The sequence below is a fragment of the Neobacillus vireti genome (genome assembly GCF_036962345.1).
GTDB lineage: Bacteria > Bacillota > Bacilli > Bacillales > Cytobacillaceae > Neobacillus > Neobacillus vireti_A.
The window spans coordinates 299,425-324,460 of record NZ_JBALNB010000005.1; the positions used below are offsets into that span (position 1 = coordinate 299,425).

27 protein-coding genes are annotated in these 25,036 nt (G+C 36.4%); 7 read left to right on the forward strand and 20 right to left on the reverse strand.

From position 1 onward, the window contains the following. Nucleotides 1-149: 149 nt before the first annotated feature. Nucleotides 150-1,364 (forward strand): nucleotidyltransferase, encoded by a 1,215-nt coding sequence (locus tag V7108_RS05290; RefSeq protein WP_335567502.1) that lies wholly within the window; start codon nucleotides 150-152, stop codon nucleotides 1,362-1,364. A gap of 31 nt (nucleotides 1,365-1,395) precedes the next feature. On the opposite strand, the gene V7108_RS05295 is transcribed toward V7108_RS05290, so the two are convergent. Together V7108_RS05295 and V7108_RS05300 are read right to left on the reverse strand one after the other, a co-directional pair. Beyond that, nucleotides 1,396-2,415: a SepM family pheromone-processing serine protease gene (locus V7108_RS05295; protein WP_335567503.1), complete on the reverse strand. Its 1,020-nt coding sequence runs from the start codon at nucleotides 2,413-2,415 to the stop codon at nucleotides 1,396-1,398. Between the two features lie 8 nt (nucleotides 2,416-2,423). Next, nucleotides 2,424-3,203 (reverse strand): patatin-like phospholipase family protein, encoded by a 780-nt coding sequence (locus V7108_RS05300; RefSeq protein WP_335519142.1) that lies wholly within the window; start codon nucleotides 3,201-3,203, stop codon nucleotides 2,424-2,426. A gap of 216 nt (nucleotides 3,204-3,419) precedes the next feature. Between V7108_RS05300 and ylbJ the strand changes: the two genes are divergently transcribed. After that, on the forward strand, nucleotides 3,420-4,637 hold the full coding sequence (gene ylbJ / locus V7108_RS05305) for a sporulation integral membrane protein YlbJ (protein ID WP_335519138.1): 1,218 nt from the start codon (nucleotides 3,420-3,422) through the stop codon (nucleotides 4,635-4,637). Between the two features lie 38 nt (nucleotides 4,638-4,675). On the opposite strand, the gene coaD is transcribed toward ylbJ, so the two are convergent. Together coaD and rsmD are read right to left on the reverse strand one after the other, a co-directional pair. Further along, entirely contained in the window at nucleotides 4,676-5,158 is a 483-nt protein-coding gene (gene coaD / locus V7108_RS05310; RefSeq protein ID WP_335519135.1) for a pantetheine-phosphate adenylyltransferase, read from the reverse strand. Between the two features lie 12 nt (nucleotides 5,159-5,170). Continuing rightward, on the reverse strand, nucleotides 5,171-5,731 hold the full coding sequence (gene rsmD / locus V7108_RS05315; protein WP_335519132.1) for a 16S rRNA (guanine(966)-N(2))-methyltransferase RsmD: 561 nt from the start codon (nucleotides 5,729-5,731) through the stop codon (nucleotides 5,171-5,173). Between the two features lie 364 nt (nucleotides 5,732-6,095). On the opposite strand from rsmD, the gene V7108_RS05320 reads away from it, so the two are divergent. After that, nucleotides 6,096-6,485 (forward strand): DUF7147 family protein, encoded by a 390-nt coding sequence (locus V7108_RS05320; protein WP_335519129.1) that lies wholly within the window; start codon nucleotides 6,096-6,098, stop codon nucleotides 6,483-6,485. Nucleotides 6,486-6,518: 33 nt separating this feature from the next. Here V7108_RS05320 and V7108_RS05325 read toward each other — a convergent pair whose 3' ends face one another. The 5 genes from V7108_RS05325 to V7108_RS05345 form a co-directional block, all read right to left on the reverse strand. Continuing rightward, nucleotides 6,519-6,794 (reverse strand): YlbG family protein, encoded by a 276-nt coding sequence (locus tag V7108_RS05325; RefSeq protein ID WP_335567504.1) that lies wholly within the window; start codon nucleotides 6,792-6,794, stop codon nucleotides 6,519-6,521. Between the two features lie 463 nt (nucleotides 6,795-7,257). After that, the gene (locus V7108_RS05330; protein ID WP_335519123.1) at nucleotides 7,258-7,701 is read right to left on the reverse strand and encodes a YlbF family regulator; all 444 of its coding nucleotides are present in this window, start codon (nucleotides 7,699-7,701) and stop codon (nucleotides 7,258-7,260) included. Nucleotides 7,702-7,756: 55 nt separating this feature from the next. After that, a complete protein-coding gene (locus tag V7108_RS05335) occupies nucleotides 7,757-8,116 on the reverse strand; it encodes a hypothetical protein (protein WP_335519120.1) in 360 nt (119 codons plus the stop codon). An 81-nt stretch (nucleotides 8,117-8,197) separates the two neighbouring features. After that, nucleotides 8,198-8,437, reverse strand: coding sequence for a YlbE-like family protein (locus V7108_RS05340; RefSeq protein ID WP_335519117.1), 240 nt, complete (start codon nucleotides 8,435-8,437; stop codon nucleotides 8,198-8,200). Between the two features lie 17 nt (nucleotides 8,438-8,454). Beyond that, complete coding sequence (locus V7108_RS05345; protein WP_335519114.1) at nucleotides 8,455-8,850, reverse strand: YlbD family protein; 396 nt, start codon at nucleotides 8,848-8,850, stop codon at nucleotides 8,455-8,457. 137 nt (nucleotides 8,851-8,987) lie between these two features. Here V7108_RS05345 and V7108_RS05350 point away from each other — a divergent pair, with 137 nt between their 5' ends. Next, nucleotides 8,988-9,476, forward strand: a complete 489-nt coding sequence (locus V7108_RS05350) for a PaaI family thioesterase (protein ID WP_335519112.1) — start codon at nucleotides 8,988-8,990, stop codon at nucleotides 9,474-9,476. Between the two features lie 15 nt (nucleotides 9,477-9,491). After that, nucleotides 9,492-9,869: a hypothetical protein gene (locus V7108_RS05355; protein ID WP_335519110.1), complete on the forward strand. Its 378-nt coding sequence runs from the start codon at nucleotides 9,492-9,494 to the stop codon at nucleotides 9,867-9,869. Between the two features lie 15 nt (nucleotides 9,870-9,884). On the opposite strand, the gene V7108_RS05360 is transcribed toward V7108_RS05355, so the two are convergent. Together V7108_RS05360 and V7108_RS05365 are read right to left on the reverse strand one after the other, a co-directional pair. After that, nucleotides 9,885-10,895 (reverse strand): CAP domain-containing protein, encoded by a 1,011-nt coding sequence (locus V7108_RS05360; RefSeq protein WP_335519108.1) that lies wholly within the window; start codon nucleotides 10,893-10,895, stop codon nucleotides 9,885-9,887. 242 nt (nucleotides 10,896-11,137) lie between these two features. Continuing rightward, nucleotides 11,138-11,572 (reverse strand): CBS domain-containing protein, encoded by a 435-nt coding sequence (locus tag V7108_RS05365; protein ID WP_335519106.1) that lies wholly within the window; start codon nucleotides 11,570-11,572, stop codon nucleotides 11,138-11,140. 166 nt (nucleotides 11,573-11,738) lie between these two features. Between V7108_RS05365 and V7108_RS05370 the strand changes: the two genes are divergently transcribed. Beyond that, on the forward strand, nucleotides 11,739-12,098 hold the full coding sequence (locus tag V7108_RS05370; protein WP_335519103.1) for a YugN family protein: 360 nt from the start codon (nucleotides 11,739-11,741) through the stop codon (nucleotides 12,096-12,098). A gap of 43 nt (nucleotides 12,099-12,141) precedes the next feature. On the opposite strand, the gene V7108_RS05375 is transcribed toward V7108_RS05370, so the two are convergent. The 8 genes from V7108_RS05375 to cyoE all read right to left on the reverse strand — a co-directional run bounded on the left by V7108_RS05375 (nucleotide 12,142) and on the right by cyoE (nucleotide 20,037). Continuing rightward, entirely contained in the window at nucleotides 12,142-13,314 is a 1,173-nt protein-coding gene (locus tag V7108_RS05375) for a GNAT family N-acetyltransferase (RefSeq protein ID WP_335567505.1), read from the reverse strand. Nucleotides 13,315-13,406: 92 nt separating this feature from the next. After that, nucleotides 13,407-13,871 (reverse strand): DUF420 domain-containing protein, encoded by a 465-nt coding sequence (locus V7108_RS05380; RefSeq protein ID WP_335519097.1) that lies wholly within the window; start codon nucleotides 13,869-13,871, stop codon nucleotides 13,407-13,409. 94 nt (nucleotides 13,872-13,965) lie between these two features. Beyond that, entirely contained in the window at nucleotides 13,966-14,871 is a 906-nt protein-coding gene (gene ctaG / locus V7108_RS05385) for a cytochrome c oxidase assembly factor CtaG (protein ID WP_335567506.1), read from the reverse strand. A 122-nt stretch (nucleotides 14,872-14,993) separates the two neighbouring features. After that, on the reverse strand, nucleotides 14,994-15,326 hold the full coding sequence (gene ctaF, locus V7108_RS05390; protein ID WP_335520497.1) for a cytochrome c oxidase subunit IVB: 333 nt from the start codon (nucleotides 15,324-15,326) through the stop codon (nucleotides 14,994-14,996). A gap of 4 nt (nucleotides 15,327-15,330) precedes the next feature. Next, nucleotides 15,331-15,960, reverse strand: a complete 630-nt coding sequence (locus V7108_RS05395) for a cytochrome (ubi)quinol oxidase subunit III (protein WP_335520499.1) — start codon at nucleotides 15,958-15,960, stop codon at nucleotides 15,331-15,333. Continuing rightward, nucleotides 15,960-17,831, reverse strand: a complete 1,872-nt coding sequence (gene ctaD / locus V7108_RS05400) for a cytochrome c oxidase subunit I (protein WP_335520501.1) — start codon at nucleotides 17,829-17,831, stop codon at nucleotides 15,960-15,962. The genes V7108_RS05395 and ctaD overlap by 1 nt, the downstream gene beginning before the upstream one ends. Before the next feature lie 31 nt (nucleotides 17,832-17,862). Beyond that, complete coding sequence (coxB, locus tag V7108_RS05405) at nucleotides 17,863-18,921, reverse strand: cytochrome c oxidase subunit II (protein ID WP_335520503.1); 1,059 nt, start codon at nucleotides 18,919-18,921, stop codon at nucleotides 17,863-17,865. Nucleotides 18,922-19,098: 177 nt separating this feature from the next. After that, entirely contained in the window at nucleotides 19,099-20,037 is a 939-nt protein-coding gene (cyoE, locus tag V7108_RS05410; protein WP_335567507.1) for a heme o synthase, read from the reverse strand. Between the two features lie 579 nt (nucleotides 20,038-20,616). Here cyoE and V7108_RS05415 point away from each other — a divergent pair. Next, on the forward strand, nucleotides 20,617-21,522 hold the full coding sequence (locus V7108_RS05415; protein ID WP_335519059.1) for a COX15/CtaA family protein: 906 nt from the start codon (nucleotides 20,617-20,619) through the stop codon (nucleotides 21,520-21,522). Between the two features lie 36 nt (nucleotides 21,523-21,558). Here the strand turns inward: V7108_RS05415 and pyc are convergent, their stop codons facing one another. Further along, the gene (pyc, locus tag V7108_RS05420; RefSeq protein WP_335567508.1) at nucleotides 21,559-24,999 is read right to left on the reverse strand and encodes a pyruvate carboxylase; all 3,441 of its coding nucleotides are present in this window, start codon (nucleotides 24,997-24,999) and stop codon (nucleotides 21,559-21,561) included. Between the last annotated feature and the right edge of the window lie 37 nt (nucleotides 25,000-25,036).

The window sequence follows — 25,036 nt, forward strand, 5'->3', positions numbered from 1 at the left end:
CAGTTTCTTCATGCTAGTTTACCCAGTTAAATCAGATTACAATCGCATTAAAAATGAATCATCAAAATTATCTAATGATGGTAATTTTTGTTATAATACGATTTATTGTAATATTATTCGCTATTCTAACAAATAAGGAGATCGTTTTGATGAAAGCTGTTGGTGTAATTGTCGAATATAACCCTTTCCATAACGGACATGCCTATCATCTACAAGCAGCAAAAGAATCTGCTCAAGCAGATGTAGTTATTGCCGTAATGAGTGGAAATTTCCTGCAACGAGGAGAGCCTGCTCTCGTTTCTAAATGGTATCGAACCAAAATGGCACTCCTAAACGGGGTCGATATTGTTCTTGAACTTCCCTACCAATTTGCTGTTCAAAAAGCAGAGACATTTGCAAATGGTGCAGTTGCTATTTTAGAAGCAATTGGGTGTCACTCACTTTGCTTTGGCAGCGAAAGTGGTGATATATCATCCTTCATACAGACCGTTGATTATTTGGATAGGCATAAAGACCGCTTTGACGAAAATATTAAGATGAATATCAAAAAAGGTGTTAGTTTCCCTAAAGCATTATCGTTGTCTTTCGAATCATTGTCAAGTAATGAAAATCTAGTGAGTCTAGATAAACCAAATAATATACTTGGTTTTCATTATGTAAAAGCATTAAAACATCAAAAAAGCCCAATTATTCCTCTAACAGTAAAAAGAAAAAGTGCTGATTATCATGATGAACATTTTGCTGATGAAACGATTGCAAGTGCAACAAGCATTAGAAAAGCAATCTTTGCAGCAGAAGAAAACAATAGCTCCATTGAACAATATATTCCGGATGCCACAAACCGACTCCTTAGAGAGTATCTAGATGTCTATGGGAATTTTCATGAATGGGAAAATTACTGGAGTTATTTGCGTTACAGCCTGCTTCATTGCAGTCCAGAAGAGCTAAGAGAAATTTACGAGGTAGAAGAAGGAATCGAGCACCGTCTGATAGCCGCTGCACTAGATACCTCAAGTTTTAAAAAATTTATGGAAAAAGTTAAAACAAAACGCTATACCTGGACGAGATTGCAAAGAATCTGTGTGCATATCTTGACCAATACAAAAAAAGAGGAAATGATAAGTACTATCGAAAAGGACGCATATTTAAGACTGTTAGGGATGACAAAGAGTGGTAAAGAGTACTTAAATAAGTATAAAGCTCAATTTACACTTCCGTTTATTTCCAAACTATCTTCCTATAAGGAAAAAGATATTTTTCTGGATATTAGGGCCTCACGAGTTTATTCTTTTGGTTTAGGAAATCAAACCATGGACAAACTTCTTAAACAAGAATACAACCAACCTCCGATATATATTCAGTAAAAAAGATGATGCCTAGAGGCACCATCTTTTTTTATTTTTCAGGTAATTTCTTTAGATAATTAATTGCATCATCGATACCATCCACTGGAACAATCTTTATTTTTGACTTAATCTCGCGGGCTGTTTTCACAGCAAGGTTATAATTTGAATCTTTGCTGCCTTTTTCATTAGGTGCAAAAAAGATTTCTGCTCCTGCCTTGTCTGCAGCGACAATTTTTTGGTCAATTCCCCCGATGGGGCCAACAGTTCCTTCTGAATCAATGGTACCTGTTCCAGCAATTTTGTACCCTTTAGTAAAATCCTCATCCATTAGCTGATCATAGATTTCTAAAGTAAACATCAAGCCAGCAGATGGTCCCCCGATTTCGTCTGTCTTAACCGTAACTTTCGGGTCAACGGTAATCTCCTTATCATCAACCAAAGAAATCCCGATCCCAACCTTACTGGGGTCCTCTTTGAAAGGCTGAACAGTTATTTTAACTGATTTGTTTTTCTTATTTCTCTCAACACTTAATTCAATTTGGTCTCCCGCCTTTTTCTTGCCAACATAAGCAATAAAGTTTTCTGAGGATGTAAATTTTTGACCATCAACTTTGATAATTCGATCACCTGGCTGAAGTTTTCCCTCTGCTGGCATTTCAGGTACCACCTGGACAACGTAAACGCCTTTGTATTGGTACTCGACTGGATACCCAGCTTTTTTATAAGCTACTTCGATAGCATTCAGCTTTGAGCCTGCCATCATATGAAGCTGTCTGGCATTATATTCATCTTGTGTTTCTGTTTCATGCAGGATTGCCTCCACAGGGTAGAGTTCAACATAATCAAGGAGCTTTGCCTCAACATAGGAATAGATATTTGCCCTTCCCATTCTTACTGTTGTCAACATAAAACTGCCCTTTCCCTCACTGCCATCCTCTACTTGAATGATGGGGCCTAGTTCTTTTGCTATACCTGGCTTCGAAACATAATAAGGTAATGAAAAAAATACTCCCGCGATCATCAATAATGTTATAACAATGGAAGTACCCACAAATATTTTTTTCCTCATCGAACTCTTTACCCCTTCCATCCCTCTATAACATTTTTAATTTGATCTAATTGATTTTTTGCTTCTTCTTCTCCAAGTGCAATAATTTCTTCGATATTTGTGAATGCACGGGAACTATAGACCTCAACATGAGGTCGAATCATGATATCAGAAGCAATTTCACGATTATTAATAATTTCTGTTTGCATGATATCAATACTTTGCATAATAACATCGTATATGGAGGTAATTTCAGCATTTCGTTTTACTCTGGAAACGTCTACTGCGATCACAATATCGGCTCCCATTTCTTTTGCAACAGATACAGGCACCCTATCTGATACGCCGCCATCAACTAAAACTCTCCCATTATATTTTTCAGGTACAAATATTCCTGGAATCGCAATGCTTGCTCTAACAGCCTCAGCAACTGGACCTTGTTTAAAAACAACTTTTTCACCTGTTAGTAAGTCGGTTGCGACGATTCCTAATGGTATGGATAATTCTTCAATATTTTTACCATGAGTAAAAACCCTAATGAAATCCTTCACACGTTTCCCAGCTATAAACCCCATTTTAGGAACAGTAAAGTCCAAAAAATATTTTCTTTTAAAGGCAGTTGATAATTTATATAAACGTTCCATTTCTAGTCCAGCTCCATAAAAACTTCCTACTAGAGCTCCCATACTGCTGCCGGCAATCATATCAATGGGAATACCCGCATCCTTTAGAACTTTTATTACCCCTAGATGGGCAAATCCCCTTGCACCCCCTGAGCCAAGCGCTAAGCCTATTTTAGGCTGCTCCATAGCGTTCCCTCCCTTTTCATAAGCTAAATAGCATTATGACGATAAACCCTATTGTTAGGAGAAATCTTGTTCAATCTTATGGTCTAAATTAGCGTTCTATGAGTATATTTGGATTATATGGGGACAAGTCGAATCAATAAATAAAAATGATAATCCTTATTTTAACATTATTTTTTTATACAGCATAACAAAACCCTCGTGAAGGAGGCCCATTCTTTGTTTCGTTCCAAATTAAAAACAATATTTTTAGCTATATGTTCTATCATTTTAGCTGGATCCTTGATCTCTTTTCCTCAGGAATCTTTAGAGGCTTCTATCCGCGGCTTAAATATGTGGTGGGAAATTGTTTTCCCTTCCTTGTTGCCGTTTTTTATTGTATCAGAAATGTTAATTGGTTTTGGTGTTGTCAAATTTATTGGGGTAATATTGGAGCCATTTATGAGACCTCTATTTAAGGTCCCAGGTGTAGGGGCATTTGTTTGGGCTATGGGAATGGCATCAGGGTTTCCAGCTGGTGCCAAGCTGACAGCAAGAATGCGGCAGGAAGGGCAATTAACGCAAATTGAAGCTGAAAGACTTGTATCCTTTACTAATTCCTCCAATCCATTGTTTATCTTCGGCGCAGTGGCTGTTGGTTTTTTTCATAACCCCCATTTAGGGGTAATATTAGCCTTAGCCCATTATTTAGGAAATATTTGTGTGGGTATTATTATGCGGTTTTATGGGAACGAAACCCCGGATAAAGTAAAGGACAAGCAAGGAACATTTATTTTAAAGAACGCTTTATCTAGCCTGCATCAAACTAGAATAAAAGACAAACGGCCAATTGGCAAACTTCTTGGAGATGCTGTAAATTCATCCATTCAAACACTGCTAATGGTTGGAGGATTTATTATTCTATTCTCCGTTATCAACAAGTTGCTTTTTCACCTACATATTACGGCTGCCCTCGCAAAAGGTTTTGATATCATTCTTTCAGGACTTTCATTTCCTGAAATGCTCAGCATTCCATTTATTTCTGGATTATTCGAAATAACACTTGGAAGTGATTTAACAAGCTCCGTTCAAGACGCTACACTCCTTCAACAAGCGATTATTACCAGCTTTATTTTAGGCTTCAGCGGTTTTAGTGTTCAAGCACAGGTCGCTAGTATCTTAGCCCAGACAGATATTCGGTTTAAACCTTTCTTCTTTGCCAGGATTGCACAGGGTTTATTCGCCAGTGTGTTTGCTTTAATTTTATGGAAACCAATTTACATCCGTTTTTATCAAACGGAGCAGCCATCTAATGCAGTACCTGTTAGTTTTTTTGAAGAAGGTACATTTCTCCATTCTTATTTTAATAAACTAATGGAAATGGGTCCTCTGATTACTATTTTTACCCTTAGCATATATGTCCTCGTATTATATAATCGATTGCGTAAAAGTCATTAGGTACAAAAAAAGCCTTGAAGATCAAGGCTTTTTCGTAGTTACCGATTAAATTTTTTATTCAATGCCGCTTCAACCATTGGTGGCACCAGCTCTGATATCTTGCCATTATACTTTGAAACTTCCTTTACAATACTAGAACTTAAGAATGAATACTGACTGTTTGTCATGATAAAGAAGGTTTCTATTTCATCATTCAGTACTCTGTTCATTGAGGTAATTTGCATTTCATATTCAAAATCTGAAACGGCACGCAAGCCGCGAATAATAGCATTAGCCTTAACAGATTTAGCATAGTCAACAAGGAGTCCGGAATGTTCATCAACCGTAACATTCGGAAGATCCTTTGTTACCTCTTTTATCAGATGAATCCGCTCCTCTACACTAAATAGCGGGTTTTTTGATGAATTATTCATAACGCTTACATAAACCCTATCAAATACCTTTGCTCCTCTTCTGATGATATCTAAATGACCATATGTGATTGGATCAAAACTCCCTGGACAAACGGCAATACTAGCCACGAAAGACTCCCCCTATTCCTCATTAGCACGTGAATAAATTGTTATTGCAATGATTCCATACTTTTCATGCTTAAGTTGTATAAACTCCCCTATTAATAGTGGTAATTCTACATCATGGCCGTGCTCACAGATTATGTATCCACTATTTTTTAATAATCTTTTTTCTGATATTTCTTTCATTAAACTAATTAGCTGCTGTTTTTTATACGGAGGGTCTAAAAATATGTAATCAAAATAAATTCCCCTTTTTATTAGGGCTTTCAGGGCTCTTTCTGCATCATTTCGATAAACTTCCGCCTTTTCCTCCATTTTACATGCTTGGATATTCTCATGAATCGTTTGAATTGCCTTTTTTTCCCGATCGACAAAAATGACTTTATCTAAGCCTCTGCTTAACGCTTCAAGTCCTAATCCACCACTGCCGGCAAAGAGATCTAGTCCTGCTCCACCATCAAAATAGGGTCCAATCATATTAAATAAAGCTTCTTTAACTTTATCCGTAGTTGGTCTAGTTGAATTTCCCGGAACCGCTTTTAATGGCCGGCCTTTACAAACACCTGAAACGACTCTCATTAGTTATCACCACAATTTTTTTAAAAAACTTTTTAACAACATTATCCTATCATAATTGAATAATCTAGCCAACTTGTCTGTTTATTTTGGAAAAAATATTTTAGATACGTATAAGCTTGATGGTTGTGGAGATAATGTTATTAACAACATCAATTCGAGGATGTTGTTGCCAACCGCGGAGAAGACTTACGTTTCCCCATAAGTTCTTCCTCCGGTTTCTCCTCTCCCTTTGCCTTCTATCCTTAATAAAGGATGTAGAAGGACCCTGCAGATTGATCTGCAGGGTTTTTTTCGTTTGTATGAGCAAAAAATTAAAAAGTATGATAAAGTATGGAATGAATTCTAGGGCAAAGGGGAGTTTTATTTGATTCAACGCTTTATTGAACTAGGTGAAGGTTATTCGGATTTATACGAGTTAATTGAAATAGCAAAAGCCAACCAACACAGACTGTTACATTTGATGGCATTCCATACAGAACTTAATGGGAGACAAGTGACATCTTTAGCGGTGGTTTTGCAACTTACTGATCCTGGTAAATTCCAGGCTTTATATATCTGCCGGGAAGGGATCCCAAATCCAAACTTTAGACCAAATAAAAGGTATGATCTATTTAAGCAAACTGCTGAAGAGCTCGGCAAGGAAATTATTCAACTGTCTGTTAAACCTTCGAACCTCTTTCATGAAAAAGAATTATACTATCAGCATTTAATCGCGATTTTAAGATTAAACCATTATATAAAACCTTTACATTAAAAAAGCTCCAGCGTATAATGCGCTGAAGCTTTTTTAAATACCCATTTTATAATCATATTCTTTTGCTTTATCTGGTGCAGAATTTTCAAATTCCATTTTTAAGAAAGGCTTATATGACGGTTCAACTTTCTTAACAAATGAAAAGGAATTGATTTTTTCCATTATCACTTCAAGCTCGTCTTGATTACAATAAAGTACGACATATTTTAATTTTTTTGAAACATAATGAACATTGCCAAAACGCCTTAACATTTTCGCTTGTTTTAAAGAATAAAGCCAAATAACCAAACCTTGCCTTTGAACGAACATACTTTTTTCCCCTTCAATAAACCATCATTTTAATAAGTCTAGCATATTAAAACACTCTATTTCAATTCAAACTTGCAAAAAAACACCAAAGGTTAATGGTGATTACTATGGATTTAGAGCCAATCTGGCAGAGATTTATAAATCAACTTACCTTAAATGAATGTATTACGAATGTCCATTGGAAGAAAATAGCTGGAATCCCGTTTATATATATTACCATAACCCCGCATTTATCTCAGCGCTCTCTAGAGGATACAATTAATAAGTGTTCACAAACCGTTATGAAAGGCAAACCCCTGCACTGCGAAACCATATTCGTACGGAAGGATGAATGGTTATATGTGTATAGGCACAGATTTTATGTACCACAGGATAAAATGTTCTGCTGCGGAAATCTTTGTGTAGACTGCACACGCTTAAAAGGAATAAAAAAACGGCTTAATGATTAATTAAGCCGCTGTTCTTATGCAGAGCATCCACAACTTCCACCGGTACCGCATCCAGCTCCATGAGAACCAGTCTGGAAAAAAGGGTTTCCTGAAGGCACCTTAATATGTTTAGAAACTGCCCCACCGACAAGTAAACTAATTTCATCTAACAAAGTTTGTAAGTCATTTTCCGCTAATTTGAATTCAGCCACATGTGTATCTAAATCCATTTCCCGCTTGGACTCACGGATTTGGCTCATTACCCTTTTATAGTCAGGGTGATATTTACCAAAGCGCTGTACTTCTTCGTAAAGCTCTTTAAGTTCCACAAAGGTGTTAATTTTCCTCTGTGTTTCTTTGTTAGTTTGCATTTTATATAAACAAATCTGATATTGTTCCACGATATCGGATTCTAAGACCATTTGTGCTAATTGCTCAGCGTATTCCAATAGTTCAACTCTTTCTGATGTAGCAATCATTCACGCCCACCTCCATTCACATTTTATCATGAATGATCCTGAATGTGAATAAACCTCACTTAGAGATATTTACCATGAACTCATTGGTTAATCCGTATGGTTTGTTATTTAAGTCTACTACCTCAAGTTTAATCTCATGCCTCCCTGGTGACAGGTCCTTAATGATAAAAGCTGCTGAGTTAACCTCTTGACTTCTTTTCCCATCCAGCCAAACAACAAACTTCCCCACTTTCTGAAATTTTTGATCTGATTCCCGAAAGCTGATTCCAGTTACTATACATTCTACAAATACATTATTGTCCTTTGTTTTAGATTGTACGAATAATGAAGGGCTTTGGTTAGCATATTGATGAAATCCGGACATAATTCCCACTATAAAAAAAGATAGAAGGATAACACTTACGAACCTTTTCAATACAATCACTCCTTTTAATTGTATTGTTTGCCAGGATTATTCTTTTTACTCACAGCGAAAAAGACCACATCAATGTGGTCTTTAGTTTTGGTCTTTCATGGACTGAAGCATATAAAACATCATAGATGCCATTTGAACATTATTTGTAAATTTCTCTACCCTATGCGGGATTGTCTTCTTAAAATAATGCAGCGATTCAATCTCTAGTGTCTGTACATCATAAGGATTCCTCGATAGCTTTCTATACCAAAGAGGCTGTTCTCGGATAAATTTTTTTAATTCCTTTTGGCTATTAATATAATCAAGTACATCTCTTCTCATGAATTTTTTCCCTTCTGTTAGTCTTTACGAAATGAAAATGGATGTTTTTGTTCAATTTTTGGTGTTTTCTGTTGGGGTTGATTTCCTTGAAATTGGGAAATTACTCCCTGAATGGCTCCTAGCGCTTCACTTAAATTATTAATATAGTGCTGAATTTGGTTCGGGTCCATTTTTTGAACACTTCCAAGGATGGTTGATACCCAATCCCCTTTTTTCTCTTCCTTTGATTCGGAACTTGTAACCTTTTTTGCTCCAATCGTCTCCCAACGATTATCTTCCTCGCCCAGCAGATACCAGTCCTCATATAATTCCTGCCAAGTTGCATTTCCATTTCGTACTTCCTTAATTACCGAAGGGTTATTTTTCACAAACTCTTTAAATTGAATCACAGAAGGATGTAAATTTTTCTGCATCGTACCTCACCCCTGCCCAAATCAAATGCCTATTATACGATATGTGCTAAATAATGAATTGGTGAACATCCTACTGCTGTAAAAATTGTTTTTTTAATGGTAAGATGTCTTCAAAACAGAAATGAGAGGGATTACGGATGAAGGACAGATTGTATCAAATATTAGACCAGTGTATTGAAAAAGGGTCCGAAAGAGATTTAGATGCCATTGCCCACATATTAGAAGGATTTCAAAAAAAAATAGATATAGGATATACGCAATATATCGATGGACTATTTCATATGGAGAGAAAAATTGATAAGGAAAAAATGATTTTTGAAATCACTGTTCCATTAAATGATGTCTGGAATAATTCTTTAGCTATTGTTCATGGCGGGTTTACTGCTACTTTGCTTGATACTGCAATGGGAACAGCAGCAAATGTTATTCTTCCTGAAGGATATGGGGCAGTAACCAATCAATTAAATATTCATTACATCGCACCAGGTACAGGCGATAGCCTGCATTGTAAGGCTGAAATCATTCATCACGGAAGCAAGACTGTCGTAGTTTCAGGAGAAGCTTACCGTTCTGATGGTAAAAAAATTGCATATGCAACAGGGACATTTTTTATCATTCAAAAATAGAGGTGGATGAATAAAATGGTTACAGCTGTTGTTATACCCATAATTTGCGTTTACTTTTACTGGATTACTAGGAAAGAAATGAAAATAAATGATCTCAAATGGCTGGCTTTAGCTGAAGTAAAAAAAGAAGCAGTTGTTATGGGGGAAATTAAAAATATCCGCCATGAGAAACAACGTTTTTATTACCACCGATATATTTTTGTAAATGAACTGCTGCTTCAAACAGAAACAAAATCAATTAGAGCGAAAAAGATAACCCCTATTCGAAACAAAATGATGGTTGACTCCTCCTTTTCCATAGGAGAGGTAATACGTATATATGGAAGTTGGGAAGGGAATCATTTTCATTTTAGTGAATACGAGGTAATAAAAAGAAAAGAAAAAGGTGATTAATTCGTCACCTTTTTCTTAATTTGTTTTTTGTATAAAGTTTTGTGTATAATATTTTTGATAAACCCCTACGCCTAAATGAGTGAATTCTTCATTTAACAGAGCCTCTCGGTGCCCTTTACTATTTAACCATCCCTCTACCACTGCAGGCCCATCTGTATAATTTGCCGCAATATTCTCACCTGCAGACTTATATGCGACTTTTGCTGCTTCTAGTCTATTAGAAAGACTGCCAAATCTCTTAGAAGTATGTGAAAAGTCTTCGCTATCGGACATATCCTTACTATGGCCATAGGCAACCTCTGAGGTCTCTTCGTCCCATAATAGTGTCTTTACATTATGCCTTAACCTCATAATGTTTGTAATATCTAGTATTTCCTTCTCTGTACCTTGTTCAATCAAATTCCACTGTTCTTCATTAGGTTCAGAAGGCTCCATTAATTCCCCGCTATAGACGAGTTCATAAGGACGTTGCTGAATTAAAGTTTCATCATTTAGAAAACGTACGCTTGAAAGACTACCAGTAAATTGATCAATATATAATTGGACATAAACATCACCTAATTTAATTAATGGACGAATATTGAGGTCCATATCATTTAATTCAAAGCGATAAGAGTTCCCATTAAACTCAATATCTATATTTGTTGCGATTAATTGTGAATTAAAGATTTCTTCAATTGGCTGTCCAAGTTTAAATGGCGAGACATCCACATTTTCTCCTATAGCAAATACTGTTACGATTTTATTGTTTTTAACTCCAACCTGAACATAATTCGCGTAATCGGAATTATAAATATACCATTGATAATCATATAAGGATTCATCGATTCTTTGTGGATTCCCTAGTGTCTCTTTTAAATACTCTAGATCTTGTCCTATTAATAATCCCATACCACTGTTCGGAGGATCAGTGGGGGCTTTCTCCTGAATACCTTTTCCCTGATTTTGATATAATGATTCATTCATTTCTAATGAAGGTTCATCCGTTATTAAAACCTTATTATCATCATCTTCATTAACGCTCACATAAAAACCAATTGTAACGAAAATAGACGCTAGGATGAGAATTCTGAAGAGAGTACGCAGATGTATTCACCCTCTCTACTACTTTTTATTTCTGTATATGTATTTTGTATATTAATAATAATTATATCACCATTGTCTTTGCTAGTAACAGAGATAAATGAATTCGTCAAATAAATATATTGCTTAAAAAAAAACAGATACACCATTTGATGTATCCATTTTGATTTATTAAGGGTTATTTATTAATGTTGTACTCCATTATAATTTTGCTCAGAAATTTCGGTGAGTGCTACTTTTGCTTGATCATCGCTCATTTTTCTAATAGCAAAATCCCCAAGAGAAACAATTCCAATGAGTTTATCTCCCTCTACTACTGGCAGTCGCCGGATTTGGTGCTCTGCCATTAAACTAGCAGCTTCCTTAGCAGTCGCATCAGCAGAAATAGTAACAAGCTTACTACTCATGACTTCTTCCACTTTTGTTGACCCAGGGTGCTTTTCAGCAACACCTCGGACAACAATATCACGGTCCGTTATCATACCAACAAGCTTATCACCATCGACAATCGGAATGGCCCCTACATTTAATTCTTTCATTTTCACCGCAACCTCAAAAACATTATCCAACAAAGTACAACATTCAACGTCATCTGTCATTATGTCTCGGATCTTTTCCATTTCTTCGCCCCCAGCATGATAAATATATTCTTCAACATTTTCTTATGGTTACCAAAAGGCAATGAATTATTCGATGATGTATGCATTGCAAGTTTAAACATTTTCAACTATTATTAAATTGAATTAATTTAATTGGGTAAGGCATTGTTTTTAGGAGGGACTATTTATGAAATTTGAAAATACCGGTTTGGAAAAGATGAAAGCTGAAATAAACCGTTTAGATGATGTTATGATTGAATACGGTTTAGTGCGTGCAGAACAGTGGGATTATGAGCGTCTTACATATGACCGTAAGTTTGAGTTAAAAGAAGGGGTATTCTACTTACGTGTCCGCGGTCATGCAGTTGAAGGGGTTGTTGATTCTAATAAAGCAGTTATTCAGTTAATGACACCTTTATTAGGAAAGCACTATTACCCTCATGGAGTGGAATATGGAGAGGGAGAAAACTTCCCAACTTCTCTAGTAAATCAATGCAAAAAAATTCTTGAAGAAGTAAAGACAGAAGTAGAAAAATTCGCATTATAAAGTATAAAACGACGCATATAATCAGCATGCGTCGTTTTTATCTTTAAAAAAAATCATAAAAGAAAGGTTTGCTATGTGGAATTAGTTTTTCCAAAACTGCTATTTCCGATTCATGGCCCTTGATATACCCTAATTCATATAATTCAACAGGTCGTTTATAGCCAAATAATATCGCAGTCAATGAATTAATATCTAACCTAATTCCTCTTAGAGGAGGCTGTATGCAGGTACTTCCAGGCTTATCCTTATAAACCTTCGTTTCTCCATTACCAATTAAATAACTTCCAATATTCCAAGGTGCAAATTCATCCTCAATATGTAAGAAAATCTTAGTAGGCAGGTTATTCAACTGGAATTTTTTCAAACATTTCTCTGCATCAACAATTCTAGCCATAAAATATGGAGTTACCTCCATCTTTACTTTTGGCTGTTGCAAGGTATATTGTAATAGTTCATGATTGGAAGTCAAAATCGTGACATTTTCCACCATAGAATCATGTTGGCAAATAAAATTCCACAATCCGAACCTAGCCTCTTGTGTTAACGTTACAAACTCCTGAACGTCCATTTTCCGGTCTTTAACTTCATATAAGAGGTATCCTAATGCTTCGTTTGTTTCACTGTAATAAACTGCAATCTGACCGTCACCATAAATACTGTTCTTCCACCAATTTAATTCTCGGACAAGCATTCCCGTATATTTATGACTAAACCGAGAATAGACTTTCTCAATATCAGGATGATGATTTTCTTTTGCAAATCGCTTAACAGTTCCAGGCTGAGTCTCTAAAAATTTCAGATCCTTTTTCTCAATCAGAAGCTTCTTATTTTCTGTAAATACTTCCCACCCAAATTTCCGATAAAAACCGATGTCAAATGGATGTAAGAATGAAACAATTTGTTCCTCCGACCGCATGATCTCGAGTCCATGGAATATTAGTTTTTTTACAAAGCCAGTTCTGCGATATTCAGGATAAGCTGCAACACCTGCTAAACCGCCCATTTTCCACTCTTGACCATTTACATAGACTTGGTGAGGAATAATATGGAGTTTTGCTGCAAGATTATTGTCCTTCCAAGCACCTATTAATCTTTGACTCTTTAACAATTCTACTCTTGCTGCCTTGCTCTCTTCAGGTATTTCATATTGAAATGCATACATCGATAGCTTCATTGATTCTACGTAATCTTTTTCAGTTACGTCCCTTATTTCCAAGATGATCACACTCCCCTGCTACTTTATTTCGATTTATGAATATAAATTCCTTTAAAAAAACAAAAAAAGTGTCTAGTGAGACACTTTAAAATTTAAAATCCTAAGATAGCTTTAATAACAGAGGTAGTTTCTCCACCGCTAAAGAATACATACAGTAATAAGTAGACAGCAACACCAGTAATTGCGGTAAAAAACCAAATCACACTAGTAATCGGACCCAGTTTCTTATGTCTTGAAAGATTATTCTTATACCCAGTATATAACGTCACAACTCCGAAAATTGCGCCAGTAGTTGCAAGGAAGATATGAAAAACTAAAAACAAAGTGTAATATATTTTAAGTTGATCCGGTCCGCCAAAGGCAGTGTTTCCTATAAAAATTGTTCTCGACATATAAATGATAAAGAAAATAAGTGCAAAAATTGCAGCAACAAACATCGCCTTTTTGTGTGCTTCTATTTTTCTTTGAGTAATCAGCCACCAGCCTATTGCAACAGTTACAGCACTTAAAACGATAAATGTCGTACTAATGGTCGGTAAAATGGGTAGGGAATTCATAATTATCCTCACTTTTTATATATTCTACTATAATTTTAATTTAGTTCATCCATATTTTCAATAAAAAAGAAAATCTCCCAGTGCAATGGGAGATTTATTCAATCAGTGACGGCTTTAAAGTCGTGCTAATTTCCTTATCAGATTCTGCCTGGTCCTTCCGATACCATTCAAAGAAAACATGAGCTAAGAGAACTCCATATACAATTTCTTGAATAATCTTCATTAATACACCGCCAAGCTGCTGATCATGTACCAATGACATCGAACTAAACAATTCAGGTCCACTTATGTCTAAACCCGCAAATGTTGCAGGACCCACACAAAGACTCATTACTTGAGCCCAAACTTCTGGGTCAGAATAGGTGGCATAAATTGATTCAGGAGCAAAAATGATTAATGCACAGGCAGGGGTGATTAATATTCCGTCTGCAAAAATATACCCTACCTTCTTAAGCCCGCTTAACCTTTGCTGTTCCGGTACAGGATTAATAATTGGCCACCACATAAAGATCGCGACAATAAACAAAAGTGTCGAATACCCAGCATGTAACCAGAAGCTTTGCATAACTTGGTCAAAAACCAATGGAACATGATAGAAGGAAAACAATCCATTAAAAACAATTAACGCAATAAGTGGTTTGGTGAAAAAAGTAAATAAAGAATGAATCACTTTAATATTTAAAAACTTTCTCCAAATCCAAACAGGAATACCAAATATAAAGATTGGTGGAATCACAAGAACTAATAGTGCCATTGAAACCATATGGACATAAAACATTAAATGAGCCATTAAATCCAGTGGAGAGCCTTTAATTGCATAAATCAATGCCATCGAAAACAAAAATAACCCAGCCTGCTTTTTTGTCAGCGGCTCACTATCTGCAAACTTGCTGCGGAATTTAATTGTTATTAAAAAGTATACTGCTATAATTGCTAGTAAACTTAATAGGAAGTACGGGCTCCAAAGTGCTTTAAAGCCAAAGATATCTAATGTAAGCACCGCATATCACCTCTTAATAAATTCTTAATCATAGTTTGATTATATACCTTAGAAAAGTAATCAGCAAAGCAATGACTTCATTATAAAAAGAAAATCGGCATAACGCCGATTTCCTTCAATGATTACCACCAAATAATAGTAGTGAAAGCTAATATCGTAATTAAGCCAACAAGTAATCCAGAATATATAAACATTGTAGGTGCTTCATGTCCCTTATGCTTCATATGCATAAAATAGTATAGCTGGAATACAACTTGAACAACCGCTAATAGGATAATAAACGGAACTATAAACCACGCAGAAGCTTTCATAGCTACAACTGCAAAAGCAATTAACGTTAAGAAGATCATCATGGCAAATGATACCACTTGATGTTTCATTTCTTCTGCGCTTTTTTTCTTACGATATTCAATGTCAACTCTTGGGTTACCTGAATTTAATTGTGAATTTGCCATCAGTTTATCCCACCATCCCCATTAAATATACAACTGTAAAGATGAATACCCATACAACGTCAATAAAATGCCAGTAAAGGCTTGCTGTATAAAACTTCGGTGCAGTGTAAAGGTCCAAGCCGCGTTTTGAATTGCGAATGATTAATGTAAGAATCCACACTAGACCGAAAGCAACGTGCGCTCCATGGAATCCAGTCAAAGTGTAGAAAGCAGATCCAAAAGCACTGCTAGTAAAAGTATGATTGTACTCATGAACATAATGTGAAAACTCATAAACCTCTAATGCAAGGAATGCAGCACCTAATAAAACGGTTATGATTAACCAAGTGTTCATCTTTTTTGCATTAAAGTTTTTCATGTGATGCATTGCATAAACGCTTGTTAAAGAGCTTGTTAATAACAACATGGTAGCAACAAACGTTAGCGGCAAATCGTATAAATCCTTTGCCAATGTATGTGTCGAATCAGGCACTTTATCCTTTAATGCTAAATAGGTAGCAAAGAGAGAGGCAAAAAGCACAGTCTCTCCACCTAGAAAGAACCAGAAGCCTAAAAATTTATTTTTTGCTTCAAGGGTTGATTTTTCAGGCTCAGCAGGCCAAGTTTCTAACGTTAATTTTTCTTCTGCATGCATTATGCCTTAACCCCCTTATCCTCATCATCCATTAATTCTTCTTTATGAATATGGAATCCGTGGTCATCTTTTACTGAACGTATGAACATTGAGCCGAATGTAATCAATAAGCCAAATACAAGAACTGGTATTGACCATGCTTTATCATCCATATTGAATAATGCGCCGAACGCAGCCACAAATAATCCAAATGACATCATAAATGGCAGGAATGAAGAGTTTGGCATATGGATATCACCGAGTGGTTCAGCAGGTGTCATCCCTTTTTTGCCTTCCATTTTTTCTAACCAATAAGCATCCAATCCACGCACTAATGGGAGCTGCTTAAAGTTATAGAAAGGCGGCGGTGATGGAAGCGCCCACTCAAGCGTTCTACCGTCTCCCCAAGGATCATTTCCAACTCGGACATTTTTCACTGAAGTCATAATGATGTTGTATAAAAGAACTAAAACACCTAATGACATAAATACTGCACCGAATGAACTGATTAAGTTAGACATTTCAAATCCTTGACCTGGCAGGAATGTGAATACACGACGCGGCATACCCCAAAGACCTAGGAAATGCTGGATAAAGAACGTCATATGGAAACCGATAAAGAATAACCAGAAAGTGATTTTACCTAATGTTTCATTTAACATTGTTCCGAACATTTTCGGCCAGTATAAATGTGTACCTGCAAGAAGTGCAAATACAACACCACCGACAATTACATAATGGAAATGCGCGACAACGAAATACGTATCATGGTATTGATAGTCAGCCGCTGCAACTGCAAGCATAACCCCTGTTACCCCACCCGCAACGAATGATGGAATGAATGCTACAGCATAATGCATTGGAGTCGTAAATTTAACACTTCCACCCCACATGGTTAATAACCAGTTAAAGATTTTAATACCGGTTGGTACTGCAATCGCCATAGTAGCAACAGCAAAAATCGCATTTGCAACTGGTCCTAAACCAGTTGTGAACATATGGTGAGCCCAAACCATGAATCCTAGGAAACCGATTAATACGGTTGCAAATACCATGGATGAGTATCCGAAAAGGCGTTTTCTTGAAAACATAGGCATGATTTCTGAAAAAATACCAAAAGCAGGAAGTATTAAAATATATACTTCTGGGTGTCCGAAAATCCAGAATAAATGTTCCCAAATTACTGTATTCCCACCCATGGTGGTAACAAAGAAATTAGAACCAAACATACGGTCAAACATCATCAAAACTAGACCCACAGTTAACGGCGGGAATGCAAATAAAATAAGTGCTGAAGTAACGAAAGTTGTCCATGTAAACAATGGCATTCTCATATAAGTCATTCCAGGTGCACGCATATTGATAATCGTTACTAAGAAGTTAATACCACCAATTAGTGTCCCTAAACCTGATATCTGTAATCCCAGTACATAGAAATCAACCCCATGACCTTTTGAGGCCATTGCGAGTGACGCGTATGAAGTCCACCCAGCGTCAGGTGCACCATCAAAAAACCAAGAAAGATTTAAGAATACTCCTCCGAAAAAGAATAACCAAAAACCTAAAGCATTAAGAAATGGAAACGCAACGTCACGCGCACCAATTTGTAACGGCATTACCGCATTCATAAATGCAAAGACAAGCGGCATAGCTGCAAGGAATATCATCGTCGTTCCATGCATCGTGATAATTTCATTAAATAAACCTGCACTAACAAAATCATTATTTGGTACTGCAAGCTGAATGCGGATAAAAACTGCTTCAAGTCCGCCAATTACAAAGAAAAATCCACCTGCAATAAGATATAGGATAGCGATTTTTTTATGGTCAACTGTTGTTAAAAAGTCCCATAAAGTTGCGCCAAATCCCTTTTTTTGAGCGTAGGTACTCACAATTTTACCTCCCTTTCAACCAATTCCCCTTTTATTCCTGGACTTTTAATCCCATTAAATATGCTGTTAAAGCGTCAAGCTGTTCTTCACTTAATTGTGGATATTTATCAGTCATTAAATTTCCTGGCTTGTATTTTTCAGGAGTACGAAGCCAATTCTTAAGCTCTTCTTCGTTATGATCCAATACACCTGCAATACGAGAGCGTTCACCAAAGTTTGTTAAGTTTGGTGCTAACCTTGCTTCTGGAGGTGTTGTATTTCCTGGTGTTACAGCGTGACAGCTTAAACAACTCTTATTAAAGAGATCTTGACCTTGCTGCGCTAAAGCTGTATCTGCTTTGGCAGGTTCTTTAACAACCTTCATATCAGCCACCCAGTTATCAAAGTCAGCACGGCTCATGGTTTTAACTTTAAAGTCCATTAAAGCATGAGATGGTCCACAAAGTTCAGCACATTTACCGTAAAATAAATCTCCAGCTTCTTTAGCCCTCTCACTATCAAACTCCAGCCAAAATTTATTAACGTTTTCGGTGTTGGTATCAAGCTTTCCACCTACTGCAGGTACCCAAAATGAGTGTTTTACATCGGAGGAAATTAAATTAAAATAAACCTTTTCATCTGTTGGTACAACTAAATCCTGTCCTGTCACAATTCCTTCGCCAGGATATTCAAATTCCCACCAATATAAGTTGGAGCGTACATTGATAACCAACGCGTCGGAATCTTCTTTCTCCATTGGTGAAACATCAGCCAATTTAAAAGTGGCAGAAACGGTAGGAACAGCTAAAATCAAAAGTAATAAAATAGGTACAACTGTCCAAATAATTTCTAGTTTGTGGCTTCCTTCTACTTGTTTTGGTATCCTATCATCTTTTCTTCTAAACTTAAACAAGACAATAAAAAAGATTACCATTACAACTACAATTACCCCTACCATTATCAATGTGCTTAGTTTCATCAGATCATATTGAATGTCTGCAACTTCACCAGCTGGCCTTAATGCCGATACGAATGGTTCGCCACATCCTGAAAGGATAAGCGAAAGAATCGCAAATATCGAAATTAACCGCCATTTCGCAAGCCTTTTCATAGCTTAATCAAACCCCTCTTTCGCCAATTAAATTCTTTAATTTTATGTGATCAAAAATGTATGTAGAAATATTCCTCCTTAAATATTTAAAACATGGAGGCAGCTGGTCAAATTGCCTCCATATTTTTTTGTAAGAATAATTTTATATTCCCCTTTTTTAAGGAAAGAACATCCCAGCTAGACTAACGTAACTATAACCATTGCGACAAAAATAATCGTTAAATATTGCAACGAATATACAAACATTAGCTTTGCCCACTTAATATCATCTTTGATCTTATATCCATAAATCCCTAATACAAGCCAACCGATATTTAATACGGTTGCCAAAATTAGAAATGGGATTCCTAAAGAAGTAAGTAATATGGGGGTCGGCAGTAAAGCTGCTACCCATATTATGATGTGTTTCTTAGTAGTTTTAAAACCCTTCACCACAGGAAGCATAGGGATTCCAGCAGCTCTATATTCCTCTACTCTTCTCATTGCTAGTGCATAAAAATGTGGAGGCTGCCAAATAAACATTAGAATAAATAAGGACCAAGCGATAATATCTAGGTTTCCATCGACAGCAGCCCAACCGATTAACGGTGGAACCGCACCAGAAATGCTGCCTATAATTGTATTTGAAACCAATTGACGCTTAGACCATAAGGAGTACAAGACTACATAACTAAAAACCCCAAGCAGTCCAATTACTGTTGCAGTCATGGTAGTAAACATGAGAAAAATTGTACCTAGCGTGATTAAGACTAACCCAAGCCACAATACCTTTGAAGGAACTATTTTTCCAGTAACCGTTGGTCTTGCTTTGGTTCTTTCCATTAAATGATCAATATCACGGTCAATGTAATTATTTATACTGCATGAACCCGCAATAATAAGGGAGGAACCGATAACCGTAAATAAAACGATATCTAAGTTATTTAAAAAACTTTGACCGCTAAAATGTAAAGCAAGCCATATTCCTGTAAAAGTTGTGATTAAATTTGAATTGACAATACCAATCTTAATAAGTGCGGTAAAATCTTTCCACATCGAGGCTTTTTCTATTTGTGAATTAAGACTGGCTGTACCAGTTTCGATCGTTGCTTCACCGTATGCCTTTGAATTTGGCATCTTTCCCCCTCCTAAGTATGTTGTAATTATTATTATAAACGCGATAGATAACTTTTCCAAATTATAATAGTTATTTAAAAGCTATTATTATTTTATAATATTGTTATTTAAGGAACACTTTCTCTGTATATTAAATCACACTTTGGAGTACTTTTGTGAATTTTTTTCGAATAATTTATGTCTAAATTGTGTCCGTCACTAATTATAATACATTATACTATAAATTAGAATGTTTAGATAATAAAATACACTTTAATTTAAATAAGAATTTAATCATTTCCTAGTGTTGTACAGTAGAGTCCTTTTTAAAATGTTGTTATATAGAAGTATAAAGGACTTATTCAATTTTACCAATTAGTTTTAACCCTATTCAACGATAGTTTTCACTATAATAATAGTGAAAACGTAAAGTTATTCATTTTTTTTAATGTAATCTAAAAATCTAAGTTTTTAATCTGTTCTTTTTCTCATGTATTCGTTATGATATATAGGTACTTTTATCTGGTTCATTCACATTTATTATATTGACATTAATATCCAACAGCAAATTAATAAATAAATACTTAAGAAGGTGATCTTTTGCGACGTTCTTTAAAGTGGTTAGCCGTTGCCACTACTATTGGAATGATCCTAGTTTTACTAGGCGGAGCACTTGTAACAAAAACGGAATCTGGAATGGGCTGCGGGAGATCCTGGCCGCTTTGTAATGGTGAATTTGTACCAACAGACATAACTCCAGAATTAATTATTGAACTTGCTCACAGGCTTGTGTCTGGTGCTGTCGGTTTTATGGTGCTAATCTTATCCATTTGGACTTGGAAAGCAATTGGGCATATTAGGGAGACCAAATTCCTATCTTTTCTTTCTTTTTTCTTTTTAGTTTTACAAGGATTAATTGGGGCAGCTGCTGTAATATGGGAACAATCCGACTTTATTCTTGCACTTCACTTTGGAATATCTTTAATTTCTTTCGCAGCTGTCTTTTTACTTACTTTACTAATCTTTGAAATCGATAAAAAGTTTGATGCAGATAAACTCATCATTGATAAAAGAATGGGCTTTCATATTATCTCTATATCCATTTATAGCTACTTTGTTATTTATACTGGTGCTTTAGTACGTCATACCAAATCAAGCTTAGTTTGCCGTGATTGGCCGTTATGTATTAATGATAGCCCAGCGCTTCCAACTAATCTATATGAATGGGTTCAAATGGGGCACCGCGCAGCTGCAGGTATTATATTTATTTGGATATGTTACGCTGCATACTTATCTATAAAAAAGTATCGAAATCAAAAAGTGATTTATTGGGGCTGGATAAGTGCGTTTGCACTCGTATCCCTTCAAGTTTTATCGGGAGCTTTAGTTATCTTTACCCGGCTAAATCTATACATCGCTTTACTGCATGCTCTATTTATTACCTGCTTATTTGGTGTACTAAGTTATTTTCTTTTATTATTATCCCGATCACGAAAAAACAAATAAAAAAAGTTGCCAGCTGATGGCAACTTTTTTATTTGTTTATTTTTCTAATTCAAGTAGTAAATCTCCTGTTTGAATGGCATCATCATTTTTTACATAAATATCTTTTATTACTCCTGAAAAAGGTGCCTGTACAGTCGTTTCCATTTTCATAGCCTCAGTAATCAAGAGATGGTCGCCTCGTTCTACCATTTCCCCTTTTTCTACCAATAGTTTTACAACAGTCCCAGGCATCGTTGCAGAAATATGCATTTCATTCTTAGGGTCTGCTTTTAGTCTAGAAACAACTGTTGATTTAATACTTTCATCTTTAATATTTACCTCACGCGGTTGTCCATTGAGTTCAAAATAAACAATACGTGTTCCATCTGACTGTGGCTGGCCAATTGAGACAAGTTTTACAATAAGTGTTTTTCCTGTTTCAATTTCTACTTCTATTTCTTCACCAAGCCGCAGACCATAAAGGAATGTTGGAGTATCTAGGAATGAAATATTTCCATATAGATTTACCGTATTCATATATTCTTTGTAAACCTTTGGATAAAGTGCATATGAAATAATATCAGTATCCGAAATGTCTTCTCCGAATTCATTCACTAACTCTTCCTTTAATTGCTTGAAAGAAACTTTTGGAAGCATTTCTCCCGGACGGACCTCCAATGGTTTTTTTCCTTTTAAAATAACACTTTGCAATTTTTCTGGGAAACCTTGATGAGGTTGACCAAGATACCCTTGAAATAATTCAACTACGGAATCAGGAAAATCTAATGCGTCCCCACTATTTAGAACATCTTCTTCCGTTAAATTATTTTGCACCATAAACAGCGCCATATCACCAACCACCTTTGAAGACGGTGTGACCTTAACGATGTCTCCAAACATATGATTTACTCGTGTATACATTTGTTTGACTTCATCCCACTGCTCACCAAGACCAACTCCCTTGGCTTGCTGCTGAAGATTACTATATTGCCCTCCAGGCATTTCATGCTGATATACCTCTGAATGCGGTGCTATCATTCCACTTTCAAAATCATGATAATATTTCCGTACATCCTCCCAATAGTAGGAAAGCTGTTCCAAAGCATCTATATTTACATTTGCTCTCCTATCTTTTCCCTCTAATGCATAATAAAGAGAGTTTGCACTGGGTTGTGAGGTAAGCCCTGCCATCGTACCCAATGCGGTGTCTACAATATCCACTCCGCCATCAATGGCGCGTGCATAAGTGAAAATTCCATTTCCACTTGTATCATGCGTATGAAGATGAATTGGAATATCAATCGTTTCTTTTAATTCAGATATCAATCTATACGCTGCTTCTGGCTTAAGTAAGCCCGCCATATCCTTTATTCCTAATATATGTGCGCCTTGGTTTTCTAGTTCTTTTGCTAGGGCTTTATAGTAGTTCAAATTATACTTCACTCTAGTCTGGTCAAGAATATCCCCTGTATAGCAAATGGCTGCTTCCGCAATCTTTCCGCTATCCCGTACTGCCTCAATGGCAATTTCCATACCAGGTACCCAGTTTAAACTATCAAATACTCTAAAAACATCTATCCCTTCTTCGGCAGATTTACTAACGAATTCACGGATAAGATTGTCAGGATAATTTGTATAACCAACTGCGTTAGAGCCACGGATTAACATTTGAAACAGAACATTAGGAATTTTCTCACGAAGCAGCCTCAACCGCTCCCATGGATCCTCTTTCAGGAATCGATACGCCACGTCAAACGTTGCACCTCCCCACATTTCAAAAGAAAACAGGTTAGGCAGCAGCTTGGCTGTCGGCTCTGCGATATGGAGAATATCTGTTGTTCTAACCCTTGTGGCCAACAAGGACTGATGAGCATCCCTAAAGGTGGTATCGGTTAATAATACTTTGTTTTGATTCTTAATCCATTGAACAAGACCTTCTGCACCACTATGGTCAAGAATCTGTTTCGTACCGTCTTGATAAGGAAAATCATACCTTAATTTAGGAATACGAGGCTTTGTAAAAACAGGTCTTTTCTTCTTTTCTATTCCCGGAAAACCATTCACGGTTACATTTCCGATATAGGAAAGCATTTTGGTTCCACGGTCTTTACTTACTGGGAAAACAAATAACTCAGGGGTTGAATCGATAAATGAAGTATCGTATTCTCCTCGTCTAAACTTCTCATGTCTTACAACATTTTCAAGGAACGGAATATTGGTTTTAATTCCTCGAATTCTAAACTCCCTTAGGTTCCGTACCATTTTGGACGCAGCCTGCTCAAAAGTTAATGCCCATGTTGAAAGCTTCACAAGCAAAGAGTCATAATAGGGTGTTATTACCGCACCTTGAAAACCATTTCCCGCATCTAGACGAACACCAAATCCACCGCCGGAGCGATACGCCATAATTTTTCCAGTATCAGGCATAAAGTTATTTAAAGGGTCTTCTGTTGTAACACGAGACTGAATAGCATAACCGTTAACCCTGATTTCATCCTGAGGAGGTATTCCAACAATTGGACTGTGTAAATCCTGACCTTCAGCTATTAAAATCTGGGTATGTACAATATCAATCCCAGTTACCATTTCGGTTACTGTGTGTTCAACCTGTATCCTTGGATTTACTTCAATAAAATAAAAGTCCTCGCCTGAAACAAGAAATTCAACCGTCCCTGCGTTTAAATAACCTACATTTTTCATTAATTTAACGGCTGCAGTACAAATTTTCTCACGCAATGAATTGGAAATGGATACGCTCGGGGCAACTTCCACCACTTTTTGATGACGGCGCTGTACAGAACAATCCCGGTCATATAAATGGACGATATTACCGTTTCTATCCCCAAATATTTGCACTTCTATATGTTTTGGTTTCTCAATTAATTTTTCCAAGTAAACTTCATCACTGCCGAAAGCTGCCTTCGCTTCTGATCTAGCTCGGTCGAAAGCTTCTTGCATTTCCTCTACTTTATTAACAATCCTCATACCACGGCCGCCGCCGCCAAGGGCTGCTTTAATGATAATCGGGAAACCATGATTTTGAGTAAATTCTTGCACATCAATCAGGCTGCTAACTGGACCTTCACTGCCTGGAATGACTGGTATCCCGGCCAATTCTGCTTGTTTCCTTGCCTTGACCTTGTCACCAAACATATCTAGATGATCGGAGGTTGGACCAATAAAAATAATCCCCTCTTCTTCACAGCGTCTAGCAAAATGGATGTTCTCCGATAGAAAACCATAACCTGGATGGATTGCATTGGCACCACTAAACTTTGCGATTTCAATAATTCCATCAATATCTAGATAGGCATCAATTGGTTTTTTCCCTTCGCCGATTAAATAAGCCTCATCGGCTTTGTAGCGGTGATAGGCACCACTATCTTCCTTGGAATAAATCGCCACCGTGTTAATATTTAATTCGGAACATGCCCGAAAAACTCGAATCGCGATTTCCCCTCTGTTTGCGACTAACACTTTATTGACTTGTCTTGACAATGTAAGCACCTCTTTTTCCCTTTATTATATTAATGCG

Excerpts from the sequence above, each read along its gene's own strand:
- coxB (WP_335520503.1), bottom strand. The coding sequence starts at position 18,921 with ATGAAAAGGCTTGCGAAATGGCGGTTAATTTCGATATTTGCGATTCTT.
- rsmD (WP_335519132.1), bottom strand. The coding sequence starts at position 5,731 with ATGAGAGTCGTTTCAGGTGTTTGTAAAGGCCGGCCATTAAAAGCGGTT.
- ctaF (WP_335520497.1), bottom strand. The coding sequence starts at position 15,326 with ATGGCAAATTCACAATTAAATTCAGGTAACCCAAGAGTTGACATTGAA.
- V7108_RS05395 (WP_335520499.1), bottom strand. The coding sequence starts at position 15,960 with ATGCATGCAGAAGAAAAATTAACGTTAGAAACTTGGCCTGCTGAGCCT.
- V7108_RS05380 (WP_335519097.1), bottom strand. The coding sequence starts at position 13,871 with ATGAATTCCCTACCCATTTTACCGACCATTAGTACGACATTTATCGTT.
- V7108_RS05350 (WP_335519112.1), top strand. The coding sequence starts at position 8,988 with ATGAAGGACAGATTGTATCAAATATTAGACCAGTGTATTGAAAAAGGG.
- V7108_RS05365 (WP_335519106.1), bottom strand. The coding sequence starts at position 11,572 with ATGGAAAAGATCCGAGACATAATGACAGATGACGTTGAATGTTGTACT.
- V7108_RS05290 (WP_335567502.1), top strand. The coding sequence starts at position 150 with ATGAAAGCTGTTGGTGTAATTGTCGAATATAACCCTTTCCATAACGGA.
- V7108_RS05345 (WP_335519114.1), bottom strand. The coding sequence starts at position 8,850 with ATGCAGAAAAATTTACATCCTTCTGTGATTCAATTTAAAGAGTTTGTG.
- V7108_RS05300 (WP_335519142.1), bottom strand. The coding sequence starts at position 3,203 with ATGGAGCAGCCTAAAATAGGCTTAGCGCTTGGCTCAGGGGGTGCAAGG.
- V7108_RS05355 (WP_335519110.1), top strand. The coding sequence starts at position 9,492 with ATGGTTACAGCTGTTGTTATACCCATAATTTGCGTTTACTTTTACTGG.
- V7108_RS05325 (WP_335567504.1), bottom strand. The coding sequence starts at position 6,794 with ATGTTCGTTCAAAGGCAAGGTTTGGTTATTTGGCTTTATTCTTTAAAA.
- V7108_RS05330 (WP_335519123.1), bottom strand. The coding sequence starts at position 7,701 with ATGATTGCTACATCAGAAAGAGTTGAACTATTGGAATACGCTGAGCAA.
- V7108_RS05295 (WP_335567503.1), bottom strand. The coding sequence starts at position 2,415 with ATGAGGAAAAAAATATTTGTGGGTACTTCCATTGTTATAACATTATTG.
- V7108_RS05340 (WP_335519117.1), bottom strand. The coding sequence starts at position 8,437 with ATGAGAAGAGATGTACTTGATTATATTAATAGCCAAAAGGAATTAAAA.
- cyoE (WP_335567507.1), bottom strand. The coding sequence starts at position 20,037 with ATGCCAAATTCAAAGGCATACGGTGAAGCAACGATCGAAACTGGTACA.
- V7108_RS05370 (WP_335519103.1), top strand. The coding sequence starts at position 11,739 with ATGAAATTTGAAAATACCGGTTTGGAAAAGATGAAAGCTGAAATAAAC.